The sequence below is a fragment of the Paenibacillus endoradicis genome, assembly GCF_024721975.1.
On record NZ_JANQBB010000001.1, the window covers coordinates 848,003 to 869,671 of the forward strand.

Sequence of the window (21,669 nt, forward strand, 5' to 3'; positions counted from 1 at the left end):
AAGGACGTTATCCCTTATCAACATCAATCAAAGGGATAACGTCCTATTCATTACTTACATAAAAAATAATAGTTACTTCTTTACTCGCGGTTTTGCAGTCAGATGTCCAGTCTGTTCTTCGATCACGTTACCAGCTTCTTCTAAAAATTTGGAAATGAGTTCAAGCTCTCCAGCAGTATACTTAGATCCTAGAGCAATCATTGCTTCATGCAGCGGGTAATATGCATTACTGACTTCTTCTTTTTCCTCATATTGCGGGACAATAATCACCTTACGTCGATCATTAGGGTCATTTTCACGACGAACATAGTCGTGTTTTTCTAGTCGATCGATTAAAGCTGTCACGCTACCCGTTGTAAGTCCAGTTAATTTGGATAGTTCTCCAGCAGTAATTGGACCTTTCTCCCGTAATATATCTATTGATATATAATCATTATTGTATAATTCCAAATTGGTTGAGACCACTTGCTGATATAATACCGTTCGATTTCCTAAACCTCGCATCTTATTGACGAAATTTACTAAAGATTCGTTTGTTGGAATATTCGGTTTTCTTGACAAAAGCGTAACCTCCTTATAATATTAGTTTATCTTGATGGTCAAGATATTTGCTAGTCAAGATGTTAGTTTGTCGAGTTATTATTATGTACATAATAACGAATAGAATTCTAATTTGCAAAGGGGTTAACCAATGGAACTTAAAAAAAGTAATATTTCATTAGTTTTAGCAGGCTTATTATTAGCTATATTCATGTCAGCAATTGACAATACGATTGTAGCAACTGCAATGGGAACAATTGTATCAGAGCTTGGTGGCTTAGAAAAATTTGTGTGGGTAACATCAGCTTATATGGTAACAACGATGGCAGGGATGCCGATCTTTGGGAAGTTATCAGACATGTACGGACGTAAAAGATTCTTTATATTTGGATTAACTGTGTTTCTAATTGGTTCAGCTCTTTGTGGCTTAGCTCAGACGATAGAACAATTAAGCATTTATCGTGCGATTCAAGGTATTGGTGGCGGTGCATTAATGCCAATTGCTTTCACAATCATCTTCGATATCTTTCCTCCAGAGAAACGCGGAAAAATGGTTGGTATGCTAGGTGCGGTATTCGGTCTAGCAAGTCTAGTAGGACCTTTACTTGGTGCATATATTACAGACTCTATCGGCTGGGAATGGGTATTTTACATCAATGTGCCACTAGGTATCGTTGCGTTATTTCTAATTATAAGAAATTATATAGAAAATCCTATTCATACGAAGCAAAAGATCGATTGGTGGGGAGCATCAACACTTGTTATTGCGGTTGTCAGTCTAATGTTTGCTTTAGAACTAGGTGGGAATAAATACGATTGGAACTCTACTCCAATTATTACGTTATTCGCCAGCTTTGCGCTATTCTTCATTATATTCTTCTTTGTAGAATTGAAAGCAGAGGAACCGATATTACCCTTCTTCTTATTCAAACGTCGTTTATTTGCTTCATCGCAAATTTTGGCATTTTTATATGGCGGTACATTTATTATATTGACCGTATATATTCCAATCTTTATTCAAGCGGTTTTCGGTGGTTCGGCAACGAGTGCGGGTCTGTTTCTTACGCCGATGATGTTAGGCTCAGTTGCAGGTAGTGCGATTGGTGGTATTTTCTCAACGAAAACGAGTTACCGTAACCTGATGATATTGTCTGTTGTGTCTTACCTTTCGGGAATGTCACTATTAAGTACACTTACACCTGATACTTCTAGAATACTTCTTACGGTGTTTATGATTATTGTAGGTTTCGGAATGGGCTTCTCATTCTCATTACTACCTACTGCCTCACAACATAATTTGGAACCACGTCATCGTGGTACTGCTAATTCTACGAATGCATTTCTTCGTACACTTGGTATGACGATGGGAATTACAATCTTCGGTACGATTCAAAATAAAGTCTTTACTAATCAGCTAACAGAGAGTTTCAAAGACATGGGTGGTAGCGCTGATGCAGCAATGGCTAACATTGGTGATACCAGACAAATTTTCGAGCCTAGTGTGCGTGAAACGATACCAGCTGCAATTCTAGACAAGATTGTAGATGCGATGTCCAGCTCAATTGCTCATATTTTCTTGCTTGCAATTATTCCAATCGGAGTAGCTGTCATATTCGTATTTATGATGGGTAATTCACGTGTTGTTATAGAGAAAAAGCAAGATAGCCCACAACAGTAAGGAGAATTGGAATGAAGGATACGATATATATTAAAGGTGCGAGAGAAAATAATTTGAAAAATATCTCGCTTTCGATTCCAAAATATAAACTTGTCGTATTAACTGGACCATCTGGATCGGGTAAATCCACACTTGCTATGGATACTTTGCAAAGGGAATGTCAGAGACAGTATATGGAATCGATGGGGATGATGGCTGATACGATTAGCAAGCCAAAAGTTGAGATGATAGAAGGGCTTTCACCGTCGATAAGTGTGGGGCAACATGTAACGAATCGTAATCCACGTTCGACACTTGGAACTAGTACCGATATCTATATGTTCGTTCGATTTATTTTCTCACGATTAGGAGTTAGACATTGTCATGCTTGCAATGGAATAATAACACCTACTTTCGAACCTAATACGGCAATTCCTGATGAAGATGAGTATACGGATCATCAAGTAATTCATTGTCCACATTGTCATGTAGAGCTTGAAAAGTTAGGGATGTCACATTTCTCATTCAACAAGCCAGAAGGTGCTTGTGAAACATGTAGTGGTCTTGGTCATGTAGCAACAATTAATGAAGCTACCGTCTTTAATCAAGAGCTTAGTTTGAAAGATGGTGGAGTAGCTTCATTAAATGGTGTCCATCGTGATATTCAGACTCGTATTTTAGTGGCGGCAGGGAAACATTATGGGTTTGAGTTTGATCCTGAGCAACCATTGAAAGAGTATGGGCAAGCTCAGCATGATTTATTATATTACGGTGTCGAGAGTGAGAAGTTTAAGCGTCATTACCCTGATGTGAAGCCCGTTCAAGGCACGAAGTTCGAAGGCGTAATTCCTGGTTTGTGGCGTCGCTACAAAGAGAAGGAAGGCGAGTCAGGTGGTCAGGAGAAAGATGGCGGTTTCTTTCACGAACAGCTTTGTCATGAATGTCATGGCGCTCGTTTGAAGCATGAAGTGAGACTTGTTCAAGTAGCAGGTGCAACGATTACGGAAGTATCAGAATGGTCACTCGGTCAATTATTAGAGTGGACGGAGGGACTTATCGCTGCGTTACCTACAGAAGGGCTACATCTACTTGAACCGATCCTTCATGAAATGCCACTAAGACTTCGTCGTATTATTGATGTTGGACTTGGTTACCTCTCCTTAAACCGTCAAACGGTAACGTTATCTGGCGGGGAGGCACAACGATTGCGTCTTGCCTCCTTACTCGGTTCAGGACTAACTGGAGTACTATATATTCTTGATGAGCCAACAACTGGACTTCATCCAAGAGATACGAAAGGGTTAATCAGCGTACTACAACAACTACGTGATATGGGTAATACTGTACTCGTTATCGAGCATGATGTAGATATGATGCGCGCTGCGGATCATATCATTGATATCGGTCCTGGTGCAGGAGTAGATGGAGGAACTGTTGTTGGCGAAGGTAGCTTAGAAGATCTTATGATGTCACAGCACTCGGTTACAGGTGCTTATTTGCGAGAAGAACAATCTACTTCTATTATTAGATCGCGAAGACAAGGGGATGGTCAAGTCATCACAATCCATGGAGCTCATGCACGTAATGTCAACATCCCGAAAGTAACTATTCCGCTTGGTTGCCTTGTTTCGGTTACTGGGGTATCAGGTTCAGGTAAATCTACACTAGTATTCGACATTTTAGCGCAAGGAAATGCAGAAACTAAGCAGCAACTAGGATGCGAATCAATCAATGGATTCGCTGAAATCGGTAATGTCGTTATATTTGATCAATCTCCGATGGGTAGAATGCAAAGATCCAATGTAGCGACTTATACAGATGTATTTACTCATCTGCGTCAAATATTTGCTAACTTACCAGAAGCGAAGGAAAGAAAGCTAACAGCCAAACATTTCTCATTCAACACATCAGGTGGACGCTGCGAGACATGTCAAGGATTAGGAGTACTATCCGTTGATATGAATTTCCTACCAGACCTAGAAGTGAAATGCCATGACTGTAAAGGCAGAAGATTCACCGATGAAGTTCTGCAAGTTCAATTTAAAGGATTATCGATTTCTGATATTCTCAATATGTCGATCCAAGAAAGTTTACCAATATTACAAACGGAGAAGAAAATCTCTAGCTTAATTGAAATGTTATGTGAAGTTGGCCTCGGTTACCTTCAGTGGGGACAATCTGTCAAAACATTATCTGGTGGTGAAGGTCAGCGAGTTCGACTGGCGAAAGAATTGAGTAAACCCTCTAAGAAACATACGTTATATTTACTGGACGAGCCTACGACAGGACTTCATCCGTCAGATATTAAGCAACTTCATCTTCTATTAAGTAAGTTAGTTGATTCTGGCAATACGGTAGTTGTTGTGGAACATAGTTTGGAGCTTATTCGAGAATCCGACTGGGTCATTGATATCGGACCTGAGGGTGGAGCAGCAGGTGGAAAACTTATGGCTGAAGGAACGCCAGAGCAACTAGCTCGCGTATCATCTTCATATACTGGCATGTTCTTGAAAGAAATTCTTGCTTAACCAATTGTCCAAATTTGAACAGTATCGTCTTCAATCGTCTTCAATTTACAACCTCTACAATCGTAGGGGTTGTATTTATTTTTGTGCCAATACGTTATTATTAATAGAGTATTAATTCTCTATATGATTTGGAGTGTTTGCACCATGCAATATGATGGAATGTTAAGAGGCTTTACACATCAATATGAAAATCCCGTGCAATATAGCTTGAAACTGGACAAGACAGAGCTACCATGTAATGAGTGGATAGGTCAGCAACTTGAAATCAAATTTCTCGATGAAATAAGATGTATACATTGTAATCGTAAAATAAAAAAAACATATAATTCTGGTTATTGTTATCCTTGTTTTATCGAACTTGCAGAAAATGATCTTTGCATCGTGAAACCTCATGAATGTCATTTCGCTCAAGGCACATGCCGGAATGAACAGTTTGCTCAAGTTTACTGTATGGTACCGCATTATGTGTATTTATCTGTTAGTAGTGGTGTAAAAGTAGGTCTTACTAGAAAAGGTAATCAGTTAAAGCGCTGGGTTGACCAAGGTGCTATTCAAGCTATACCTATTGCTGAACTTCCTACGAGACAAATGGCGGGTGAACTAGAGTTTGAACTAACCCAATATGTACGCGACAAGACAGATTGGCGTAAAATGTTAAAGGATCAAGCAGATCTTGTAGAACTTTTAGAAACTAGAGATGAACTCTTCACATTAGTTACAGAAAGATTTCAGCCATATCTTATACATGATGCACTTATATCTGAATTCGAACATCCGAAGTTAAACTCTCCTGATAAGATTAAAACATACGATTTAGGTAAAACTCCGATTATTAAAGACCGCTTAATAGGAATAAAGGGAAATTACTTTATTTTTGAACATGCAGTTATCAATATGAGAAAGTTTTCAGGGTATAAAGTTAGCATTACAATAGGAGATCAGATTAATTAGTAGATAGGGGATTCAATAATGGTAAAGCAAAAGTATTATGTCGTGTGGAGCGGGAAAAAACCTGGAATATATATGAGCTGGCCAGAATGTCAACAACAAGTGCTTAAAGTATTTGATGCGAAATATAAAGCATTTGATACAAAGGATGCAGCAACAAAAGCATTTAAAGACGGCTGGGAGAAACATTGGGGACAAGGAAAAGCAAAAACAAGCTCCAAAATAAGTTCGAACAACGTCGTTAGTCCTAGTAGCGGAGAAATTGATTATGATGCGATCTCTGTAGATGTTGGCACAAGTGGAAACCCTGGGCCAGTTGAATACAAAGGAGTCGACACACGTAATAGTGAGATTATATTCTCTGTCGGTCCTATATCGAAAGGCACGAACAATCTTGGAGAGTTTCTTGCTATAGTTCATGCGCTTGCTTACCTCAAAAAAATTGGAAGTTCAAGAAATATATATAGCGATTCAGTTAATGCAATCAAATGGGTGAACAATAAAGCAGTTTCTTCTACATTAGTCCGCGATGCTTCTACACAAGAAATATGGGATTTAGTTGATCGTGCAATTGCTTGGTTACAGAATAACCAATACGACACCAAAGTGATGAAATGGAACACGAAAGAGTGGGGGCAGATTAAAGCAGATTATGGTCGAAAGTAACTCGAAAAATAGTCATTGGAGGTAAGCTGATGAGCACAACATTTACGACTTTAGTAGATGGAAAAACTTTAGCAACAATGGAGCGTGTGCTGAACCACTCTATTCATAATGTTTGGAATATGCTTACAGATAACAGTAAACTAACTCAATGGTTTTCGGAACTGAAGGTAGAAGATTTACGTATAGATGGTACCATTTCCTTCGATATGGGGGATGGTACATACGAATACATGAAAATTTTAGATGTACAAGCTCCTTATTTACTTCAATATACTTGGGCAGAAGATAACGTTCGATTTCAGCTTTCTGAAGTGGATGGGGGAAGCAAACTTATATTCTGTGAGGAAATTAGTAAAGTGACGGAGCATACTCCAAGAGATATAGCAGGTTGGCATGTCTGTTTAGATGTTATTCAAGCTATTCTTGATGGAGAAATAATCGAAGATCGAACGAAGATTTGGAGTAAATGGTATGAGCAGTACAAAGCTATATTACAGTAAATAACTGCATAGTGAATGCTTCTCAAACATTCCTCAATCATCATGTATTTATTGTGAAGATATTAACAATAATAACTAGGAATTCCGTAAGGATGAAGCGGAGGTATTTATGATGAGTCGTAGTAAGTTAAGAGACAGACTCAAATTGGCAAATGTAGAACCTAAGCACGGGGACCAATTTAATGATTTATTACGTTATGTATTTCAAGTAACTAATCGCGATTTACAAACCTTTGGCTGGGAAAATAGAGAAATTACTAAGTCTAAGTTAGCTGTGCTTAAACATGCAGATGTTTTTGGTTGGTTTGATAGAGAAAAATTAATTTCACAGTTAGCGATATACCCATTTCAAGTTAATATTTTTGGACGTATTTATGAGATGGGAGGGCTAACTGCTGTTGGAACTTATCCCGAATATGCTAACTTAGGCTTAATGAATCAATTAATGCTTCATGCTCTAACCAAAATGCGAGAGCATAAACAATCCATTTCGTTTCTTTATCCATATTCTATTCCTTACTATAGGCGAAAAGGCTGGGAAATTATTACGGATAAAATATCTTTTGAAGTTCCCGATACCCAGTTGCCTAAGACGAAGTATGTGCCAGGCAGTGTTGAAAGAGTTACTATTGACCATCCTGACATTAAGGCAATATATGAAAAGTTTGCTTTCTCTCATCATGGTGCGATGCTCCGAAACGAGTTAGCTTGGGAAGAGTATTTACGTTGGGATTTAGACGATATGACTGTAGCAATCTATTATGATGACAACGACTCACCGATGGGGTATTTGTTATATTGGGTTGCTGAAGAAATATTTTATATTAAAGAAATGGTATACATTATAGAAGAGGCACGAACTGGGTTGTGGAACTTTATTAGTGCTCATTTTTCAATGATTAAATTAGTTAAAGGCGACATTTACAAAAATGAACCGTTGTCCTTTATTTTAGATGATGGGGATATCAAAGAAACGCTTGCCCCTTACTATATGGCAAGGATAGTAGACATTAAATTATTCGTTGAGCAATATCCATTTCGGTGCCTAGATAAAGTATACGAACTAACTTTCAACTTAAGTGACCCTATGTTGGAATGGAACCAAGGAACCTTTACTTTGACTGTGGATACTACTGGCAAGGGGGAGCTTCGAGAAGGGGGTGTAAACCCTTCCTTAACTGCAGACGTCTCAGCATTAACTACAATGTTGATGGGTTACAAACGTCCAACGTACTTAGCAAGAATAGGGCGCATCCAAGCAGATGATAATTCAATCGAATTACTTGAACAATGGATTAGACAAGAGCACCCATACTTTTCAGATTATTTCTGAGAATAGATCCCTTTATAGTGATAGACACCATTAATCCCAAACCATTAAAGGTGACTATCGACTATAGTGGGACTTTTGTGTGAAAATAGTAGGTAGTGATATAACAACAAAAGAGGTGCAACATGACAAACGTACATATCATAAATTCTTCTATCAACAATGACGTATATGCTTCACATGCTGGTCCTGAAGATATGAATGTGATTCGCGATTTGATAGTAAAAACAGTAAGTTGGTTTGAAAGTATAGGTTCGACGCAGTGGAATAACCTGCCAAATGAGCAAGATGACCAATATCTTTTATCCGCTATTGCCAATGGTGAAATAATTATTTTTCGCAAAGCTGGAGAGACTGCTCTAGCTGGTTCTGTCATTTTGCAACAACATCCAAGCCAGTGGGATCAGAAACTTTGGGGAGAAGCAGCGACAAGCGAGAACAATGCGGTTTACTTGCATCGCTTTATTGTCAATCGCGAGTATGCTAGACAAGGTTTGGGGTTCGAAATACTGTCGTGGATTGATAATGGAATACAATTTACTGGAAGAGATAGAATTAGACTAGATTGTATCGCTCATAATGAAAAGCTTAATAATTATTATAAGCAATGTGGCTATACCACCATAAGTGAAAATGATGGTTTCATTATATATGAAAAGCTACACTCACAACGAACAACATCGAATTAGGTACAATGAGATGATTAGTGGGTATAATTGGCAATAATATCTTACTTATGCTAATATTTCCTATCAGGAGGGATGTTATGCGTACAATCGCTTGTCTTGTCATATTATTACTAGCTTTAACGGGGTGCACAACAGAACTACAAACCTCTGTTCCTGAGAAGAAAGATGAACCAACTGAAATTACTCTGACACCTGTTGAACTATTCAAAGGAGAAGAGGCCAAGTACAAACCATTTCTTGGTAACATGTGCGGTGCATTCAAACTGAGCTATAAAGGTAACAAACCAAATGCAAACTTGGATATCGATATATGGAAAAATGGAGAAAAAGTCGAGTCTTCCGGATCATTAGGAGATTTATTTTTCAGTTCAGAAAATCTAGAAAGCACAGAAATAGAAATTATTATATCCATTGATACGATTTCTATGGAAGGGCAAGACGATGTTAACCAAGTTAAAGTGAGTAAAATGAATGGCTCTGGTTCAAGCACTGCTATCTATACGATTCCTCGGGACAAAGAATTAATTACAAGAGGTTTACTGAATAACCCTAATGTCCTTACATTTACGACAGAAAATTCTGTTCCTTTATGGGGAATGCAATCAACTAGCGGCAATTATATTTCTGGTGGGGATTTATCAACAGAATCGTTAATTAAACTCGAACATGCAATCATCTTCACCTTACGCTTCGAAGATTAACTAAATATCGTATAGCATAACAATTTTGCTGCATTTTTTATAAACTAACAGACTATATAATAAGTTGCTAATTGCTTGAAAGAGTTTCCTTGCGGAGCTCTTTTTTGCAATTAGCATTGAATGGTGTATGTAGGAAAACTTTTGTTAGAACATCATATGAAAAGTTGCGTGATGGATCGTTAAAAAAGGATTCAACAAGAGAATCCTTTTTTAATACACTATCATATAGGGGGGGAGTATGTGAAGTGGTCATGCTTGAAACAAACAATCTCCTTCCTAAATACTTAATACAATGTGTGGAATTCTAATGAAATATAATAATTATGTTGACTTTTATAGGGTAGGGGGGTATACTATATTTACAGTGAGATGTTAACATTCAACTTTATCGTCAAGGTCGCTACTTGTGAGAACGCCAATGACATTTACATCTTATCTGAATAATTTGAACATTAAAGGAGAAATCATCAATGCAAAATATAGTTCTAGAAGTAGAAGGAATGTCTTGTAATCACTGTGTCAACTCAATTGAAAGTGCTCTTAAGGAACTTGGAGCTACAGGATCAGTCGATCTGAAAGCTAACACGGTTACTGTACAATTTGACGAAAGCAAGCTTACCCTGGATAACATCAAAGAAGCAATTGAAGAGCAAGGATACGAAGTCTAAAAACGAGGTGTTTATATAATGTCAACTACTGAAGCGGGTAAACAACAAACTTCGTTACAGATTACTGGGATGACCTGTGCCGCTTGTGCTAACCGTATTGAAAAAGGCTTGAACAGACTGGAAGGCGTGTCGGAAGCAAACGTGAATTTTGCAATGGAAAGAGCGACTATTTCTTATGATCCAACTAAAGTAGACGTAAGTAAGATGGAAGAAAGCATTGAAAAGCTAGGCTTTAGTACAGCAAAAGAAACGATAGAATTACAATTGGAAGGTATGACTTGTGCTGCCTGTGCACTTAAAATCGAAAAAACATTAAATAAACTACCTGGGGTAAGTAGCGCCAATGTAAACTTTGCAATGGAAACTGCCCATGTTGAATACAATCCAATTGATATTTCAGTTAATGATATGCAACAGCGAGTTGAAAAGCTGGGCTATAAAGCTAATCTTAAACAAGAACAAGGTGACCCTTCTGAGCGCAGAGCAAAAGAATTGTCAAGACAGAAACGGAAACTGCTCATCTCAGCAACTTTATCGCTTCCACTGCTATGGGCAATGGTCAGCCACTTTTCGTTCACCTCTTGGATATGGCTACCGAATCTCTTCATGAATCCGTGGTTCCAATTGATACTTGCAACTCCAGTGCAATTTTATATTGGTAGACAATTTTACATTGGCGCTTTTAAAGCACTTCGTAACCGTAGTGCTAATATGGATGTATTAGTATCACTAGGTACATCAGCAGCTTATTTTTACAGCTTGTACTTAACTATTGATTGGGCAATCAAGGGCGGCAGCGCTCATCATGGTCCTGCGATGTATTATGAGACGAGTGCAGTCCTTATTACACTAGTATTAATGGGCAAATTATTTGAATCATTAGCAAAAGGTAGAACATCAGAGGCGATTAAATCGTTAATGGGTTTACAAGCGAAGACAGCATTAGTTGTTCGAGATGGTCAAGAATTAACAATTGCAGTAGAAGAAGTACTTACAGGAGATATCGTACTTGTTCGTCCGGGTAATAAAGTACCTGTCGATGGTGAAGTATTGGAAGGTATCTCATCCGTAGATGAATCTATGCTCACTGGTGAAAGTCTTCCCGTTGAAAAGAAAGCTGGAGATTCCGTTATCGGAGCTACAATTAATAAGAACGGTATGCTTCGCATAAAGGCAACAAAAGTAGGCAAAGAAACCGCACTTGCTCAAATCATTAAAGTAGTAGAAGAAGCACAAGGTTCTAAAGCTCCAATTCAAAGGGTGGCAGATGTCATTTCGGGAATATTTGTCCCTATCGTGGTCGGAATTGCAGTTATTGCTTTCTTAGTATGGTACTTCATCGTAACACCTGGTGATTTTGCTGGGGCATTAGAAAAAGCTATCGCAATTTTAGTTATTGCTTGTCCTTGTGCTTTGGGTCTAGCTACACCGACTTCTATAATGGCTGGATCAGGACGTGCTGCAGAATTAGGAATCTTATTCAAGGGTGGAGAGCACTTAGAACAAACACATAAAATTGATGTGATTATTTTAGATAAAACAGGTACTGTAACTAAAGGGAAACCTGAGCTTACTGATGTCTTAGTTGAAGGAAACGAAAAGGAGTTTCTACGACTCGTAGGTTCAGCCGAGAAAAACTCAGAGCATCCTCTAGCAGAAGCAATTGTTGCAGGTATTGTGGAAAAAAATATTGAGCTTCCACTAACGGAATCATTCGAAGCAATTCCAGGTTATGGGATCAAAGCTATTGTCGAAGGTAAAGAATTGCTTATCGGTACTAGACGATTATTAGAAAAATTCGAAGTTGAAGCTAAACATATTTATAACACAATGTCTGCTTTAGAGGAATCCGGAAAAACAGCGATGCTGGTTGCTATCGATAAGAAATACGTAGGTATGGTAGCTGTAGCAGATACGATTAAAGAAACCTCACTTGCAGCAGTCAGTCGTTTGAAGGAAATGGGTATTCAAGTCATCATGATTACTGGCGATAACAAGCGCACAGCCAAAGCAATTGCGGCTCAAGTTGGTATTGAGCATGTCCTCGCTGAAGTTCTTCCTGAAGGGAAAGCGGACGAAGTGAAGAAATTGCAGGCACAAGGTAAGAAGGTAGCAATGGTCGGCGATGGCATTAACGATGCTCCCGCTTTAGCTACAGCGGACATTGGAATGGCAATCGGTACTGGCACGGATGTGGCAATGGAAGCAGCAGATGTGACGTTGATGCGTGGTGATCTTTCAAGCATACCAGATGCCATCTATATGAGTCGAAAAACGATGTACAATATTAAGCAAAATCTATTCTGGGCGCTCGGTTACAATACACTTGGTATTCCAATTGCAGCGCTTGGCTTATTAGCTCCATGGGTAGCAGGTGCAGCGATGGCATTAAGCTCAGTTTCTGTTGTGCTTAATGCACTTCGTCTACAACGTGTAAAAATACGCAACTAATTTTCAAGGGGAAATGGAGATAGTAATCGAATGTATAAGAACAAAATAATGTTCCTTTCAATAGTTCTTACTTTCAGTTTATTAACGGCATGTGGTACTAGCAACAATACAGCGGCAGATGATAATCATACTGCAGGTCACGTGGCAACACAAAATGATTCAAACGCAGCTGAACATAGCGGTCATGCAACTACTAAGCAAACAGAAAGTCATTTACAAGCTTCTTTTTCCTTCGATACAAATCAAACAAAAGCTAATGAAGAAACAACATTGACGATCCAAATTAATGATCATGATGGTCAACCTGTTAATAACTTTGAGCTAAACCATGAGAAATTGCTTCATCTCATCATGGTCAATGAAGACTTATCATATTTCAATCACATACACCCAGAATTTGTTGGTGACGGTAAGTTCACAATAAATACGACTTTCCCTGTCGGTGGAGAGTATAAGCTCTTTGCTGACTTTATTCCAAGCGGAGGGTCCAGCACTACGCTAAGTGAGCGGATACAAGTAGAAGGGAAAGAGAAAATTCCAGTCGCTATTACAGCTGACAAGAAGTTGGTAACAGAAGTTGATGGTAAAGAGATTACACTTTCGCTAAGCGGAACTAAGCCGAATGAAGAGGTAACGTTAACGTTTAATATAGTAGATGCTAACAGTAAGCATGGAATTGACAACTTAGAACAATACTTAGGTGCTGTCGGTCATGTCGTAATCCTTTCCGCAGATGCAGAGCAATATATTCATGTTCATCCGTTAGATGAGAAATCTACAGGACCAATTGCTGAGTTTGCTACATCATTCCCAACTAGCGGTACCTACAAGTTATGGGGACAATTTCAGCAAGATGGAGAAGTATTTACCGTTCCTTTCGTCGTTGATGTGAAGTAATTGGATAAATCCAACTAGAAGGAGTACCGAGATGTTAGACACGATAAAAATTGCAATAAGCCCACCAATCCAGGTGGGTGGAATTCTTTTTACTGTAGAGCAGCTTACCACAATCGGAGTTGTCTTAGGTCCAAATGTAAAGATTGAAATGACACCTTTTGGGCAACTTTATATGGAAGTTCCCTTAGTCGAGCGAGAATTAATTACAGAAAAGCTTGAGTATGCAGGGTTAGAAGTAAATCCCGCAGGATTTGTTACAAAAAGCTTAATTGCTTGTAATTTTTGTAAAGGTGCTGAGGAAGCTGGCCTTGCAGTAGCCCAAACTTTAAATGTTTCAATCGCAGGAATTAAGACACCGATGCCGATCAAAATAGGCTATGCTGGTTGTGCTCTTGGAACAAGCGAACCTTTATTGAAAGATATTAGTGTCGTCAAAATGCGTAATACGTATGAAATATTCATAGGTGGCGAACCGAAAGGACTCAAAGCCTCGCTTGCTCAATCACTAATATCAGGAGTACAGGAAGAGCAGCTTGTTCCGATTGTTATGGCACTTATTCATTACTATAATGAGCACGCTAAAGGAAAAGAGAAGTTCAAGAAATTCATTCAGCGCGTTACGCTGGAGCGTTTACAACAGTTAATCGCAACATAGCACAATAGACTACAAGGAGGTGAATCATATGCAAGAGGCAATCGTCAAAGTAGAAGGTATGTCTTGTCGTTCATGTGTGAATAAAATTGAAGGTGCACTTGATGCAATCGGTGTTGAAGCAAACGTAAATATGAAAGATGGCACAGTTAACGTGACATTTGATGCATCGAAAATAGACTTAGCAGTAATTGAGGGAACTATTAAAGCAAACGGATATTCTGTTTCCAAATAGAGAAAGTTCAATGCGCATTCTTTGTTACCTATTCGATAGAGGCAGTATCTTCTTCATCGAATAGGTACTTTTATTAATTCGTTTGAATTGTTGAATTTCCAAAATAACCATGATATGATACTTATAAATTAAGGATAGGGGCTGAAAAGAAGCATGTACAATTTCTTGTAGAAATATAAATTATTAAAACTATGAAGGCTTATTTTCGTATGTTTTATTTTTTATATGCAAGAAAGTTGCTACATCTTTTCACTCAGAAAATATATCCTACTCTAACTCTATTTTGGGTTAGTTTAACTGTATTTATTTGAGCTACAAGAATGGTAACTTTCTTGTAGCTCTTTATTTTTTTATACAGGAGGATTATATTATGTCATTAATTAATGTTACCAATCTGACGTTTGCCTATGATGGCAGCTACGATAATATATTTGAGAATGTAAGCTTTCAACTTGATACCGATTGGAAGTTGGGGTTTACCGGAAGAAACGGGAGAGGGAAAACAACGTTTATGGCGTTGTTGCAAGGGAAATATGAGTATAGTGGAAACATTTCTGCTCATGTTGGTTTTGAATACTTCCCATTCCATGTGCCTAACAAGGAGAATAATACGCTCGATGTCATCCATGAGATCTTCCCTGATTATGTTCATTGGAAATTAATGCGTGAACTATCATTGCTCCAAGTTTCTGAAGATGTACTGTATCGTCCTTTTGCCTCATTATCTAATGGTGAACAGACGAAGGTGCTATTAGCTACGTTGTTTATTAAAGAAAATAGCTTTCTTTTGATCGATGAACCAACTAACCATCTTGATATGCATGCAAGACAACTAGTCAGTAATTATCTCAATACGAAACGTGGTTATATATTAGTATCCCACGACCGCGCATTTCTCGATAACTGCGTGGACCATATCCTTTCCATCAATAAGACAAACATCGAGATTCAAAAAGGCAACTTCTCAAGTTGGTGGGAAAATAAAGCAAGACAAGATAACTTTGAACTTGCAGAGAATGAAAAGCTTAAAAGCGATATTAAGAGACTATCCCATTCTGCCAAAAGAACGGGCGACTGGTCCCATGAAGTAGAGAGAACGAAAAACGGTACAAGAAGTTCTGGCAATAAAATAGATAAAGGCTATGTCGGACACAAGGCTGCGAAAATGATGAAACGTTCTAAAGCAATTGAGCAAAGACAGCAATCTGCCATTGAAGAGAAGTCCAAACTGCTCAAAAATATCGAAGGTTCTGAGCGTCTCGAACTTGCACATCTTACTTATCATAAACACCAACTTGCTGAACTTGAAAATGTATCGATTTATTACCATGATAAGAATGTAATCTCTGATGTCAGTTTTACGATTGAACAAGGGGAAAGAATAGCACTTTCGGGTATCAATGGCTCAGGGAAATCAAGTATTATCAAACTTATTTGCGGTGAGGATATGAATTTTACGGGGAGTTTCAAGAAAGATAGTCAATTAAAAATATCTTATGTATCTCAAGATACTTCACATCTGCAAGGTAATTTATCTGAATATGCTGCAAATAATGGGATCGATGAGAGTATCTTCAAAGCAATGTTACGAAAGCTAGATTTTTCAAGAGTTCAATTTGAAAAGGATATTTCGACTTTTAGTGGAGGGCAGAAGAAGAAAGTACTCATTGCAAAAAGCATAAGCGAGAGGGCTCATTTACTCGTATGGGATGAACCACTTAATTTCATTGATGTTATTTCACGTATGCAAATTGAGGAGTTACTGCTAGAATATGCACCAACTGTTCTTTTTGTAGAGCATGATAGAGAATTTTGCAATAACGTCGCTACAAAGGTTGTTAAGCTTTAGAATAGCTTTTTTGTATGCTATTGGACGATTGTAGTAAGGGCATAAAAGGAGAATCAGATGAAAAAATATATTATTTTTGGCGCTAGTCAAGGATTAGGAGATGCTTTTGTTAAAGGACTACCAACTGCTGGAGATCATGTTTGGATAGTATCTAGAAGAAGACCTGATAGTTTGGATCTACAAGATGGAGTCCATCGAAGTTGGATTCAGGCAGATCTAGCTGAACAGCATGTTGCGAAGAAAATAGTAGCTTCACTTCAAGAAGAGATGTTAGATGTGCTCATATATAATGTAGGTATCTGGGAAAAGTCTGGGTTCGAGGATGAATATAACTTTGACCACGATGATCCTGTAGATATTGCTAACATTATTCACGTAAATATGACCTCAACAATAACTTGCATTCAAGCATTATTGCCTAATTTACGGAAATCGGAAGCAGGTAAGGTTATTCTCATCGGCTCTTCGGCTGGATTAGATCACACCAATAATTCTCAAGTTTCTTTTGTCGCTTCCAAATTCGGTCTACGTGGAATAACAAATGCCTTAAGAGAGCATGTAAGGAAGGATGGTATTACAGTCACTTGTATCAACCCAGGTGAGCTAGCAGCCGATATTCCTTATGAAGACGGTCCTGATAAGGCGATTAATGAATATAATGGAACCCGTATTCCAGTTCAAGATATGATATCACTTGTGAAGTGTGTAATTAGTCTTTCTAGAGCAGCTTGTGTTAAAGAAATTAATGTTCCTGCAATAACTGATACAAATGCATAATTGTAAGAATATGCTCCAACAGTTCTATTTATAGTACATGATAGTGAGTTTTTCAATAACGTCTCTACAATTGTTATTAAACTTTGACGTTGCTAGTTCTTTAATATGACTTCTATAGCACAATTCCAGATCAGCGGCGATGTAACTTCGTCGCTGATAATCCGACATAGACACAAGGTAAGTATTTACAAATGAATGAAAACAATTGCGTAATGTAATAAACTATATTATATTAGTTGATGTATCAACTATTGACTAATCAATTATTGATACATCAATAAAATAACCCATCTAAGAGGAGACTACACATCATGAGAAAATATCAGAAAACGAATGACTTTAATGAGATCCTAAACGGTCGTCGCTCGATCAAAGTTTATGACCCAAGTGTAAAAATCAGCCGTGAAGAAATGACTGAAATATTAGAACAAACTTCAACAGCTCCATCTTCAATTAATATGCAGCCTTGGCGCTTTGTCGTAATTGATAGTGAGGAAGGAAAAGCGACGATAGCCCCTCTTGCACAATTCAATAAAGACAAAGTATCAAGTTCTTCGGCAGTAATCGCTTTGTTTGCAGATAAAAACAATTTTGATTATTCTGAAGAGATTTATGGTACAGCAGTGGAATTAGGATATATGCCTGAAGAAGTTAAAAATGCTCAACTCGGTTATTTCAAAGGACTTTATGCTAACATGACTGATGAAGTAATGAAAGATACGATTATGTTGGATTCAGGACTTGTCGCTATGCAACTTATGCTTGTTGCACGTGCTCACGGATATGATACGAATCCAATCGGTGGTTATGAGAAAGAGCTTATTGCCGAGGCTTTTGGGCTTGACAAAAACCGCTACATCCCGGTGATGTTGATTACAATTGGTAAAGCTGCAAGTGAAGGGTTCCAATCCTATCGACTGCCTGTTGAAACAACTACGGTATGGAAATAATACAGACTCTCCTTTAGTACAAGTTGCAATATTTTATATAGTACTTTAATATATTAATTGATAGCTCAATGATTGAGTGCTCAACTGGAAGATATACATTTATGTATTTCTTAAATATATTAAGCACTCGGGAGGTCAATTGATGGATTGCGAATTTTCAGAACAAGAACATATTCTACACATTTTAAAAGGTTTAGGTAATTCAGTTAATCCTAAGTTTGAACGTTGTACCGGTATTAGCTCATCACGATACGATTTATTGTATCAATTATATATTGCTGATGAAGTGAATCAATCGACACTTCAAAAAGCAGTGAATATTGACAGTGCAGCTATCACTAGGCATCTAAAGCAACTTGAATTAGAAGGTATGGTTTCAAGATGGAAAAGCCAAGCTGATAATAGAGTTACTTTCGTTCGGCTCACAGATAATGGACGTAATCAGATTGAAGTTTACAAAAAGGAGAAAATTAATTTTCTATCCCAAATGATGCATGATTTTGATGCAGAGGAGTTAAAAATATTATCTAACATGCTCACACGCATGCAACACAATATTATTAAGTATTAAACTTATTATTTATTAGTTTTTATGTTCGAACCATAATAAAATAAAAAGGATGATTAGACATGATTATTATTCACGCAAACCTTCAAATTAAACCAGAGCAAGAACAAGCTTTTTTAGATGAAGTGAAAACACTTCTTGTAGCTTCAAGAGCAGAAGAAGGAAACATCAGTTATGAATTATTGAAAACTACAGAACAAGAACATCGTTATACAATGGTTGAACTATGGAAAGATATACAAGCTACGACGTCCCATAATATGAGTGAACATTTCACAGCTTTTACTCAAAAAGCCCCATTGTTTATGGCAGCGCCTATGGATCTTAAAGTGTTCAGCGGTGAACCATTAAAAGCTTAAGAAATATATCACATTGCATAAATAAAAACACGAAAAACAGCCGAAAAATTTCTGTCTTTCGTGTTTTTTCTATGATTAGAAAAATAGTTAGTTAATAATTTTTTCTCACCAAAAAAGAAGAACCTCGTGATTTATGTAGTTGAATCTATTGTATAATAGATTCAACTACTCTATAGCCGTTTTGAAGTACATACTTAAAATAGTTCCTAGCTAGAGATAGTCGATAAATTAATGTCATAAAATATTCGGAAATGGATATTATGATGAAGAAAAAGGATGGAATCATGAAGAAGGTCATCGTAATTGGATCAGGAATTGTTGGCGCATCTACCGCATATCAATTAGCAAAATTAGGTGCAGATGTTATTATAATAGATCGAAAAGATAAAGGACAAGCAACAGATGCCGCTGCTGGTATTATCTGTCCTTGGCTTTCTCAAAGGCGTAATCAGGCTTGGTATCAGCTAGCCAAAGCAGGTGCACGTTTTTATCCAGAATTGATAGCTGACCTAGAAAGCGAAGGAGAAACAGCAACGGGGTATTCACAAGTTGGAGCTCTAGTTATTCATAATGATTTGGAGAAGCTCAACAAAATAGAACAACGAGCACATTTACGTAAAGAGGATGCACCTGAAATCGGCACAATAACTCCACTTAACGATAAAGAAACTAAAGAACTATTTCCATTGTTAGATGAAGGCTATCATTCCATTCATATTAGCGGTGCTGCGCGTATCGATGGTCGTGCGCTTCGTGATGCTTTAATACGATCAGCAGAGAGAAACGGTGCCGAACTGATCAACGGAGATGCAACACTTCTGCATGAAGCCGACCGAGTAATAGGTGCATCTGTCGGTGAAAAAAGCTTCTTGTCTGATCAAGTTATCATTTGCGCAGGGGCATGGGCCAATCCATTGCTCCAGCCTTTAGGCATCAACTTTAAAGTAAGTTATCAAAAAGCACAGATTATGCATTTACAGGTTGAACACAGTCAAGACTCTGGCAATTGGCCAGTCGTTATACCACCAACGGACCAATATCTGCTTTCTTTTGATGATCAGAAAATTGTGATAGGTGCTACTCATGAGAATGATATAGAAGGATACGATACAAGGGTCACACCTATTGGAATGCAAGAAATACTTAATAAAGGACTTGAACTCGCACCTGAAATAGCCAATAGTACATTTGAGGAAGTAAGAGTTGGATTTCGTCCATTTACACCAGGATTCCTTCCTGTGATCGGTGCAGTTCCTGGCTGGGACGGTCTTCTGGCGGCCAATGGATTAGGTGCTTCAGGATTGACAATGGGTCCATTTATAGGAAATCAGCTAGCTAAATTGGCACTTGATTTGCCTTTAGATCTAGATATAACCGAATATAATATTGGAAATGCAATGGATGTTAGTTAGTCTCATTGCTGCACTTGAGAAGTTACAACTTGACAAATTAGCAACACTATAGATATTATGGACACAATAAGTCTTTAATCGAGGTGAAATGATGAAATTTACAAAAGCAACGAATTATGCGTTACACACAATGTTTATGCTCGTTGAAGCTTCTCCAGTTAAGCCTGTAGGCGTTCAACAACTCGCAGAGACCCAAGGTGTTTCTCCAACATATTTATCTAAAATTTTAACGAAACTTGTCAAATCTGGATTAATTGATTCCGTATCTGGAGCAAATGGAGGGTATCGATTATCTCGCAAAAAAGAAGAGATTACGTTTTTGGATATTATTCAAGCTATCGAAGGTTCTACTTCCTTATTTGAATGCAACTTTGTTCATGGCGAAAACTGTTCGATTCAAGCTGTTATGAAGGAAGCAGAGATGAAAATGGAGCTACATCTCAAAAACACAAAACTAACTGATTTGAGCCCAATGAAAATAAGAGCTCTTGATTGAAATAACGAGAACCCATAATGTAAGAAAAGGAGCAGCTTGCTAAGGCAACTGCTTCTTTTTTGTATGTAATCAATGGATGTTTCAAATGTACCAAGCTTAATTGTTAACCTAATTATTTAAAATAATGGTTTACAATGATCGGAAGTCGAGATATCATAAAGTTAATACATAGAAGTCGACTCTAGTAGGAATAAAATTTTCAATATAATGACGGAGGAAACAAGATGAAAACAAAAGAAATGGTATTTGCTGCATTATTCACTGCATTTATAGCAGTTTTAGGTATGATCCCACCAATTCCACTTGGGTTCATCCCGGTACCAATTACGCTTCAAACGCTTGGTGTCATGTTAGCAGGATGCTTTCTTGGCAAGAAAACGGGGACAATTAGTTTGATTTTATTTATCGTGTTAGTTGCTTTAGGATTACCTTTATTGTCTGGCGGTCGTGGTGGTCTTTCAGTATTTGTAGGACCGACTGCTGGTTACTTCCTAAGCTGGCCAATTGCTGCTTTTTGTATTGGGTATATGACAGAAAAAGTATGGTCGACGTTAAAGCTATGGAAACTTATCGTTATAAACATTGTATTCGGTGTTGTATTAATTAGTTTAATTGGAGCACCAGTTATGGCTCTTATTACACATACATCTATCTGGGCTGGACTTATTGGAGCTACTGCATTTTTACCAGGAGATATTATTAAAGCAATAATCGTAGCTATTATTGTGTTACAAATAAAAGCAATTAGCCCGATTGAGGAAAAAGTACAAAACTCATAATAATTGTAATGAACAAT

Annotated in this window: 22 protein-coding genes; 21 read left to right on the plus strand and 1 reads right to left on the minus strand. The window is 37.7% G+C overall.

Annotated elements, in window-relative coordinates; translation table 11 throughout:
* Positions 1 to 72: 72 nt before the first annotated feature.
* Positions 73 to 504: a MarR family winged helix-turn-helix transcriptional regulator gene (locus NV377_RS03840; protein ID WP_258200358.1), complete on the minus strand. Its 432-nt coding sequence runs from the start codon at positions 502 to 504 to the stop codon at positions 73 to 75.
* A gap of 187 nt (positions 505 to 691) precedes the next feature.
* Between NV377_RS03840 and NV377_RS03845 the strand changes: the two genes are divergently transcribed.
* The 21 genes from NV377_RS03845 to NV377_RS03945 all read left to right on the plus strand — a co-directional run bounded on the left by NV377_RS03845 (position 692) and on the right by NV377_RS03945 (position 21,652).
* Positions 692 to 2,218 (plus strand): MDR family MFS transporter, encoded by a 1,527-nt coding sequence (locus NV377_RS03845; protein WP_258199839.1) that lies wholly within the window; start codon positions 692 to 694, stop codon positions 2,216 to 2,218.
* An 11-nt stretch (positions 2,219 to 2,229) separates the two neighbouring features.
* Positions 2,230 to 4,725, plus strand: a complete 2,496-nt coding sequence (gene uvrA / locus NV377_RS03850; protein ID WP_258199840.1) for an excinuclease ABC subunit UvrA — start codon at positions 2,230 to 2,232, stop codon at positions 4,723 to 4,725.
* A gap of 144 nt (positions 4,726 to 4,869) precedes the next feature.
* Positions 4,870 to 5,676, plus strand: a complete 807-nt coding sequence (locus NV377_RS03855; RefSeq protein ID WP_258199841.1) for a DUF2797 domain-containing protein — start codon at positions 4,870 to 4,872, stop codon at positions 5,674 to 5,676.
* Positions 5,677 to 5,694: 18 nt separating this feature from the next.
* Positions 5,695 to 6,339, plus strand: a complete 645-nt coding sequence (rnhA, locus tag NV377_RS03860; RefSeq protein WP_258199842.1) for a ribonuclease H — start codon at positions 5,695 to 5,697, stop codon at positions 6,337 to 6,339.
* Positions 6,340 to 6,368: 29 nt separating this feature from the next.
* Positions 6,369 to 6,839 (plus strand): SRPBCC family protein, encoded by a 471-nt coding sequence (locus NV377_RS03865; RefSeq protein WP_258199843.1) that lies wholly within the window; start codon positions 6,369 to 6,371, stop codon positions 6,837 to 6,839.
* A gap of 112 nt (positions 6,840 to 6,951) precedes the next feature.
* On the plus strand, positions 6,952 to 8,172 hold the full coding sequence (locus NV377_RS03870) for a GNAT family N-acetyltransferase (protein ID WP_258200359.1): 1,221 nt from the start codon (positions 6,952 to 6,954) through the stop codon (positions 8,170 to 8,172).
* A 122-nt stretch (positions 8,173 to 8,294) separates the two neighbouring features.
* Positions 8,295 to 8,858, plus strand: coding sequence for a GNAT family N-acetyltransferase (locus tag NV377_RS03875; RefSeq protein WP_258199844.1), 564 nt, complete (start codon positions 8,295 to 8,297; stop codon positions 8,856 to 8,858).
* Between the two features lie 77 nt (positions 8,859 to 8,935).
* A complete protein-coding gene (locus NV377_RS03880) occupies positions 8,936 to 9,559 on the plus strand; it encodes a hypothetical protein (protein ID WP_258199845.1) in 624 nt (207 codons plus the stop codon).
* 470 nt (positions 9,560 to 10,029) lie between these two features.
* Positions 10,030 to 10,227, plus strand: a complete 198-nt coding sequence (locus NV377_RS03885; RefSeq protein ID WP_258199846.1) for a copper ion binding protein — start codon at positions 10,030 to 10,032, stop codon at positions 10,225 to 10,227.
* An 18-nt stretch (positions 10,228 to 10,245) separates the two neighbouring features.
* The gene (locus NV377_RS03890; RefSeq protein ID WP_258199847.1) at positions 10,246 to 12,678 is read left to right on the plus strand and encodes a heavy metal translocating P-type ATPase; all 2,433 of its coding nucleotides are present in this window, start codon (positions 10,246 to 10,248) and stop codon (positions 12,676 to 12,678) included.
* Between the two features lie 30 nt (positions 12,679 to 12,708).
* A complete protein-coding gene (locus NV377_RS03895) occupies positions 12,709 to 13,575 on the plus strand; it encodes a DUF8832 domain-containing protein (RefSeq protein WP_258199848.1) in 867 nt (288 codons plus the stop codon).
* A gap of 31 nt (positions 13,576 to 13,606) precedes the next feature.
* Positions 13,607 to 14,230 carry a nitrite/sulfite reductase domain-containing protein gene (locus tag NV377_RS03900; protein ID WP_258199849.1) on the plus strand — a complete coding sequence of 208 codons (624 nt, stop codon included), beginning with the start codon at positions 13,607 to 13,609 and terminating at the stop codon, positions 14,228 to 14,230.
* 28 nt (positions 14,231 to 14,258) lie between these two features.
* Complete coding sequence (locus tag NV377_RS03905) at positions 14,259 to 14,462, plus strand: heavy-metal-associated domain-containing protein (protein ID WP_258199850.1); 204 nt, start codon at positions 14,259 to 14,261, stop codon at positions 14,460 to 14,462.
* A 370-nt stretch (positions 14,463 to 14,832) separates the two neighbouring features.
* Complete coding sequence (locus NV377_RS03910; RefSeq protein ID WP_258199851.1) at positions 14,833 to 16,311, plus strand: Lsa family ABC-F type ribosomal protection protein; 1,479 nt, start codon at positions 14,833 to 14,835, stop codon at positions 16,309 to 16,311.
* A 57-nt stretch (positions 16,312 to 16,368) separates the two neighbouring features.
* Entirely contained in the window at positions 16,369 to 17,088 is a 720-nt protein-coding gene (locus NV377_RS03915; protein WP_258199852.1) for an SDR family NAD(P)-dependent oxidoreductase, read from the plus strand.
* 311 nt (positions 17,089 to 17,399) lie between these two features.
* Positions 17,400 to 18,038 carry a nitroreductase family protein gene (locus tag NV377_RS03920; RefSeq protein ID WP_258199853.1) on the plus strand — a complete coding sequence of 213 codons (639 nt, stop codon included), beginning with the start codon at positions 17,400 to 17,402 and terminating at the stop codon, positions 18,036 to 18,038.
* A gap of 142 nt (positions 18,039 to 18,180) precedes the next feature.
* Entirely contained in the window at positions 18,181 to 18,609 is a 429-nt protein-coding gene (locus NV377_RS03925; protein WP_258199854.1) for a MarR family winged helix-turn-helix transcriptional regulator, read from the plus strand.
* Positions 18,610 to 18,668: 59 nt separating this feature from the next.
* Positions 18,669 to 18,965 carry an antibiotic biosynthesis monooxygenase family protein gene (locus tag NV377_RS03930; RefSeq protein ID WP_258199855.1) on the plus strand — a complete coding sequence of 99 codons (297 nt, stop codon included), beginning with the start codon at positions 18,669 to 18,671 and terminating at the stop codon, positions 18,963 to 18,965.
* A 284-nt stretch (positions 18,966 to 19,249) separates the two neighbouring features.
* Positions 19,250 to 20,377, plus strand: coding sequence for an NAD(P)/FAD-dependent oxidoreductase (locus NV377_RS03935; protein WP_258200360.1), 1,128 nt, complete (start codon positions 19,250 to 19,252; stop codon positions 20,375 to 20,377).
* Positions 20,378 to 20,468: 91 nt separating this feature from the next.
* Entirely contained in the window at positions 20,469 to 20,873 is a 405-nt protein-coding gene (locus tag NV377_RS03940; protein ID WP_258200361.1) for an RrF2 family transcriptional regulator, read from the plus strand.
* A gap of 224 nt (positions 20,874 to 21,097) precedes the next feature.
* Positions 21,098 to 21,652, plus strand: a complete 555-nt coding sequence (locus NV377_RS03945) for a biotin transporter BioY (RefSeq protein ID WP_258199856.1) — start codon at positions 21,098 to 21,100, stop codon at positions 21,650 to 21,652.
* Positions 21,653 to 21,669 lie beyond the last annotated feature (17 nt).

What these genes read in the sequence shown, in the direction of transcription:
- NV377_RS03940 (WP_258200361.1), top strand. Translation starts at nt 20,469, where the DNA reads ATGAAATTTACAAAAGCAACGAATTATGCGTTACACACAATGTTTATG.
- rnhA (WP_258199842.1), top strand. Translation starts at nt 5,695, where the DNA reads ATGGTAAAGCAAAAGTATTATGTCGTGTGGAGCGGGAAAAAACCTGGA.
- NV377_RS03855 (WP_258199841.1), top strand. Translation starts at nt 4,870, where the DNA reads ATGCAATATGATGGAATGTTAAGAGGCTTTACACATCAATATGAAAAT.
- NV377_RS03840 (WP_258200358.1), bottom strand. Translation starts at nt 504, where the DNA reads ATGCGAGGTTTAGGAAATCGAACGGTATTATATCAGCAAGTGGTCTCA.
- NV377_RS03880 (WP_258199845.1), top strand. Translation starts at nt 8,936, where the DNA reads ATGCGTACAATCGCTTGTCTTGTCATATTATTACTAGCTTTAACGGGG.
- NV377_RS03870 (WP_258200359.1), top strand. Translation starts at nt 6,952, where the DNA reads ATGAGTCGTAGTAAGTTAAGAGACAGACTCAAATTGGCAAATGTAGAA.
- NV377_RS03910 (WP_258199851.1), top strand. Translation starts at nt 14,833, where the DNA reads ATGTCATTAATTAATGTTACCAATCTGACGTTTGCCTATGATGGCAGC.
- NV377_RS03845 (WP_258199839.1), top strand. Translation starts at nt 692, where the DNA reads ATGGAACTTAAAAAAAGTAATATTTCATTAGTTTTAGCAGGCTTATTA.
- NV377_RS03900 (WP_258199849.1), top strand. Translation starts at nt 13,607, where the DNA reads ATGTTAGACACGATAAAAATTGCAATAAGCCCACCAATCCAGGTGGGT.
- uvrA (WP_258199840.1), top strand. Translation starts at nt 2,230, where the DNA reads ATGAAGGATACGATATATATTAAAGGTGCGAGAGAAAATAATTTGAAA.
- NV377_RS03895 (WP_258199848.1), top strand. Translation starts at nt 12,709, where the DNA reads ATGTATAAGAACAAAATAATGTTCCTTTCAATAGTTCTTACTTTCAGT.
- NV377_RS03930 (WP_258199855.1), top strand. Translation starts at nt 18,669, where the DNA reads ATGATTATTATTCACGCAAACCTTCAAATTAAACCAGAGCAAGAACAA.
- NV377_RS03920 (WP_258199853.1), top strand. Translation starts at nt 17,400, where the DNA reads ATGAGAAAATATCAGAAAACGAATGACTTTAATGAGATCCTAAACGGT.
- NV377_RS03915 (WP_258199852.1), top strand. Translation starts at nt 16,369, where the DNA reads ATGAAAAAATATATTATTTTTGGCGCTAGTCAAGGATTAGGAGATGCT.
- NV377_RS03945 (WP_258199856.1), top strand. Translation starts at nt 21,098, where the DNA reads ATGAAAACAAAAGAAATGGTATTTGCTGCATTATTCACTGCATTTATA.
- NV377_RS03890 (WP_258199847.1), top strand. Translation starts at nt 10,246, where the DNA reads ATGTCAACTACTGAAGCGGGTAAACAACAAACTTCGTTACAGATTACT.
- NV377_RS03885 (WP_258199846.1), top strand. Translation starts at nt 10,030, where the DNA reads ATGCAAAATATAGTTCTAGAAGTAGAAGGAATGTCTTGTAATCACTGT.
- NV377_RS03925 (WP_258199854.1), top strand. Translation starts at nt 18,181, where the DNA reads ATGGATTGCGAATTTTCAGAACAAGAACATATTCTACACATTTTAAAA.
- NV377_RS03935 (WP_258200360.1), top strand. Translation starts at nt 19,250, where the DNA reads ATGAAGAAGGTCATCGTAATTGGATCAGGAATTGTTGGCGCATCTACC.
- NV377_RS03875 (WP_258199844.1), top strand. Translation starts at nt 8,295, where the DNA reads ATGACAAACGTACATATCATAAATTCTTCTATCAACAATGACGTATAT.
- NV377_RS03905 (WP_258199850.1), top strand. Translation starts at nt 14,259, where the DNA reads ATGCAAGAGGCAATCGTCAAAGTAGAAGGTATGTCTTGTCGTTCATGT.
- NV377_RS03865 (WP_258199843.1), top strand. Translation starts at nt 6,369, where the DNA reads ATGAGCACAACATTTACGACTTTAGTAGATGGAAAAACTTTAGCAACA.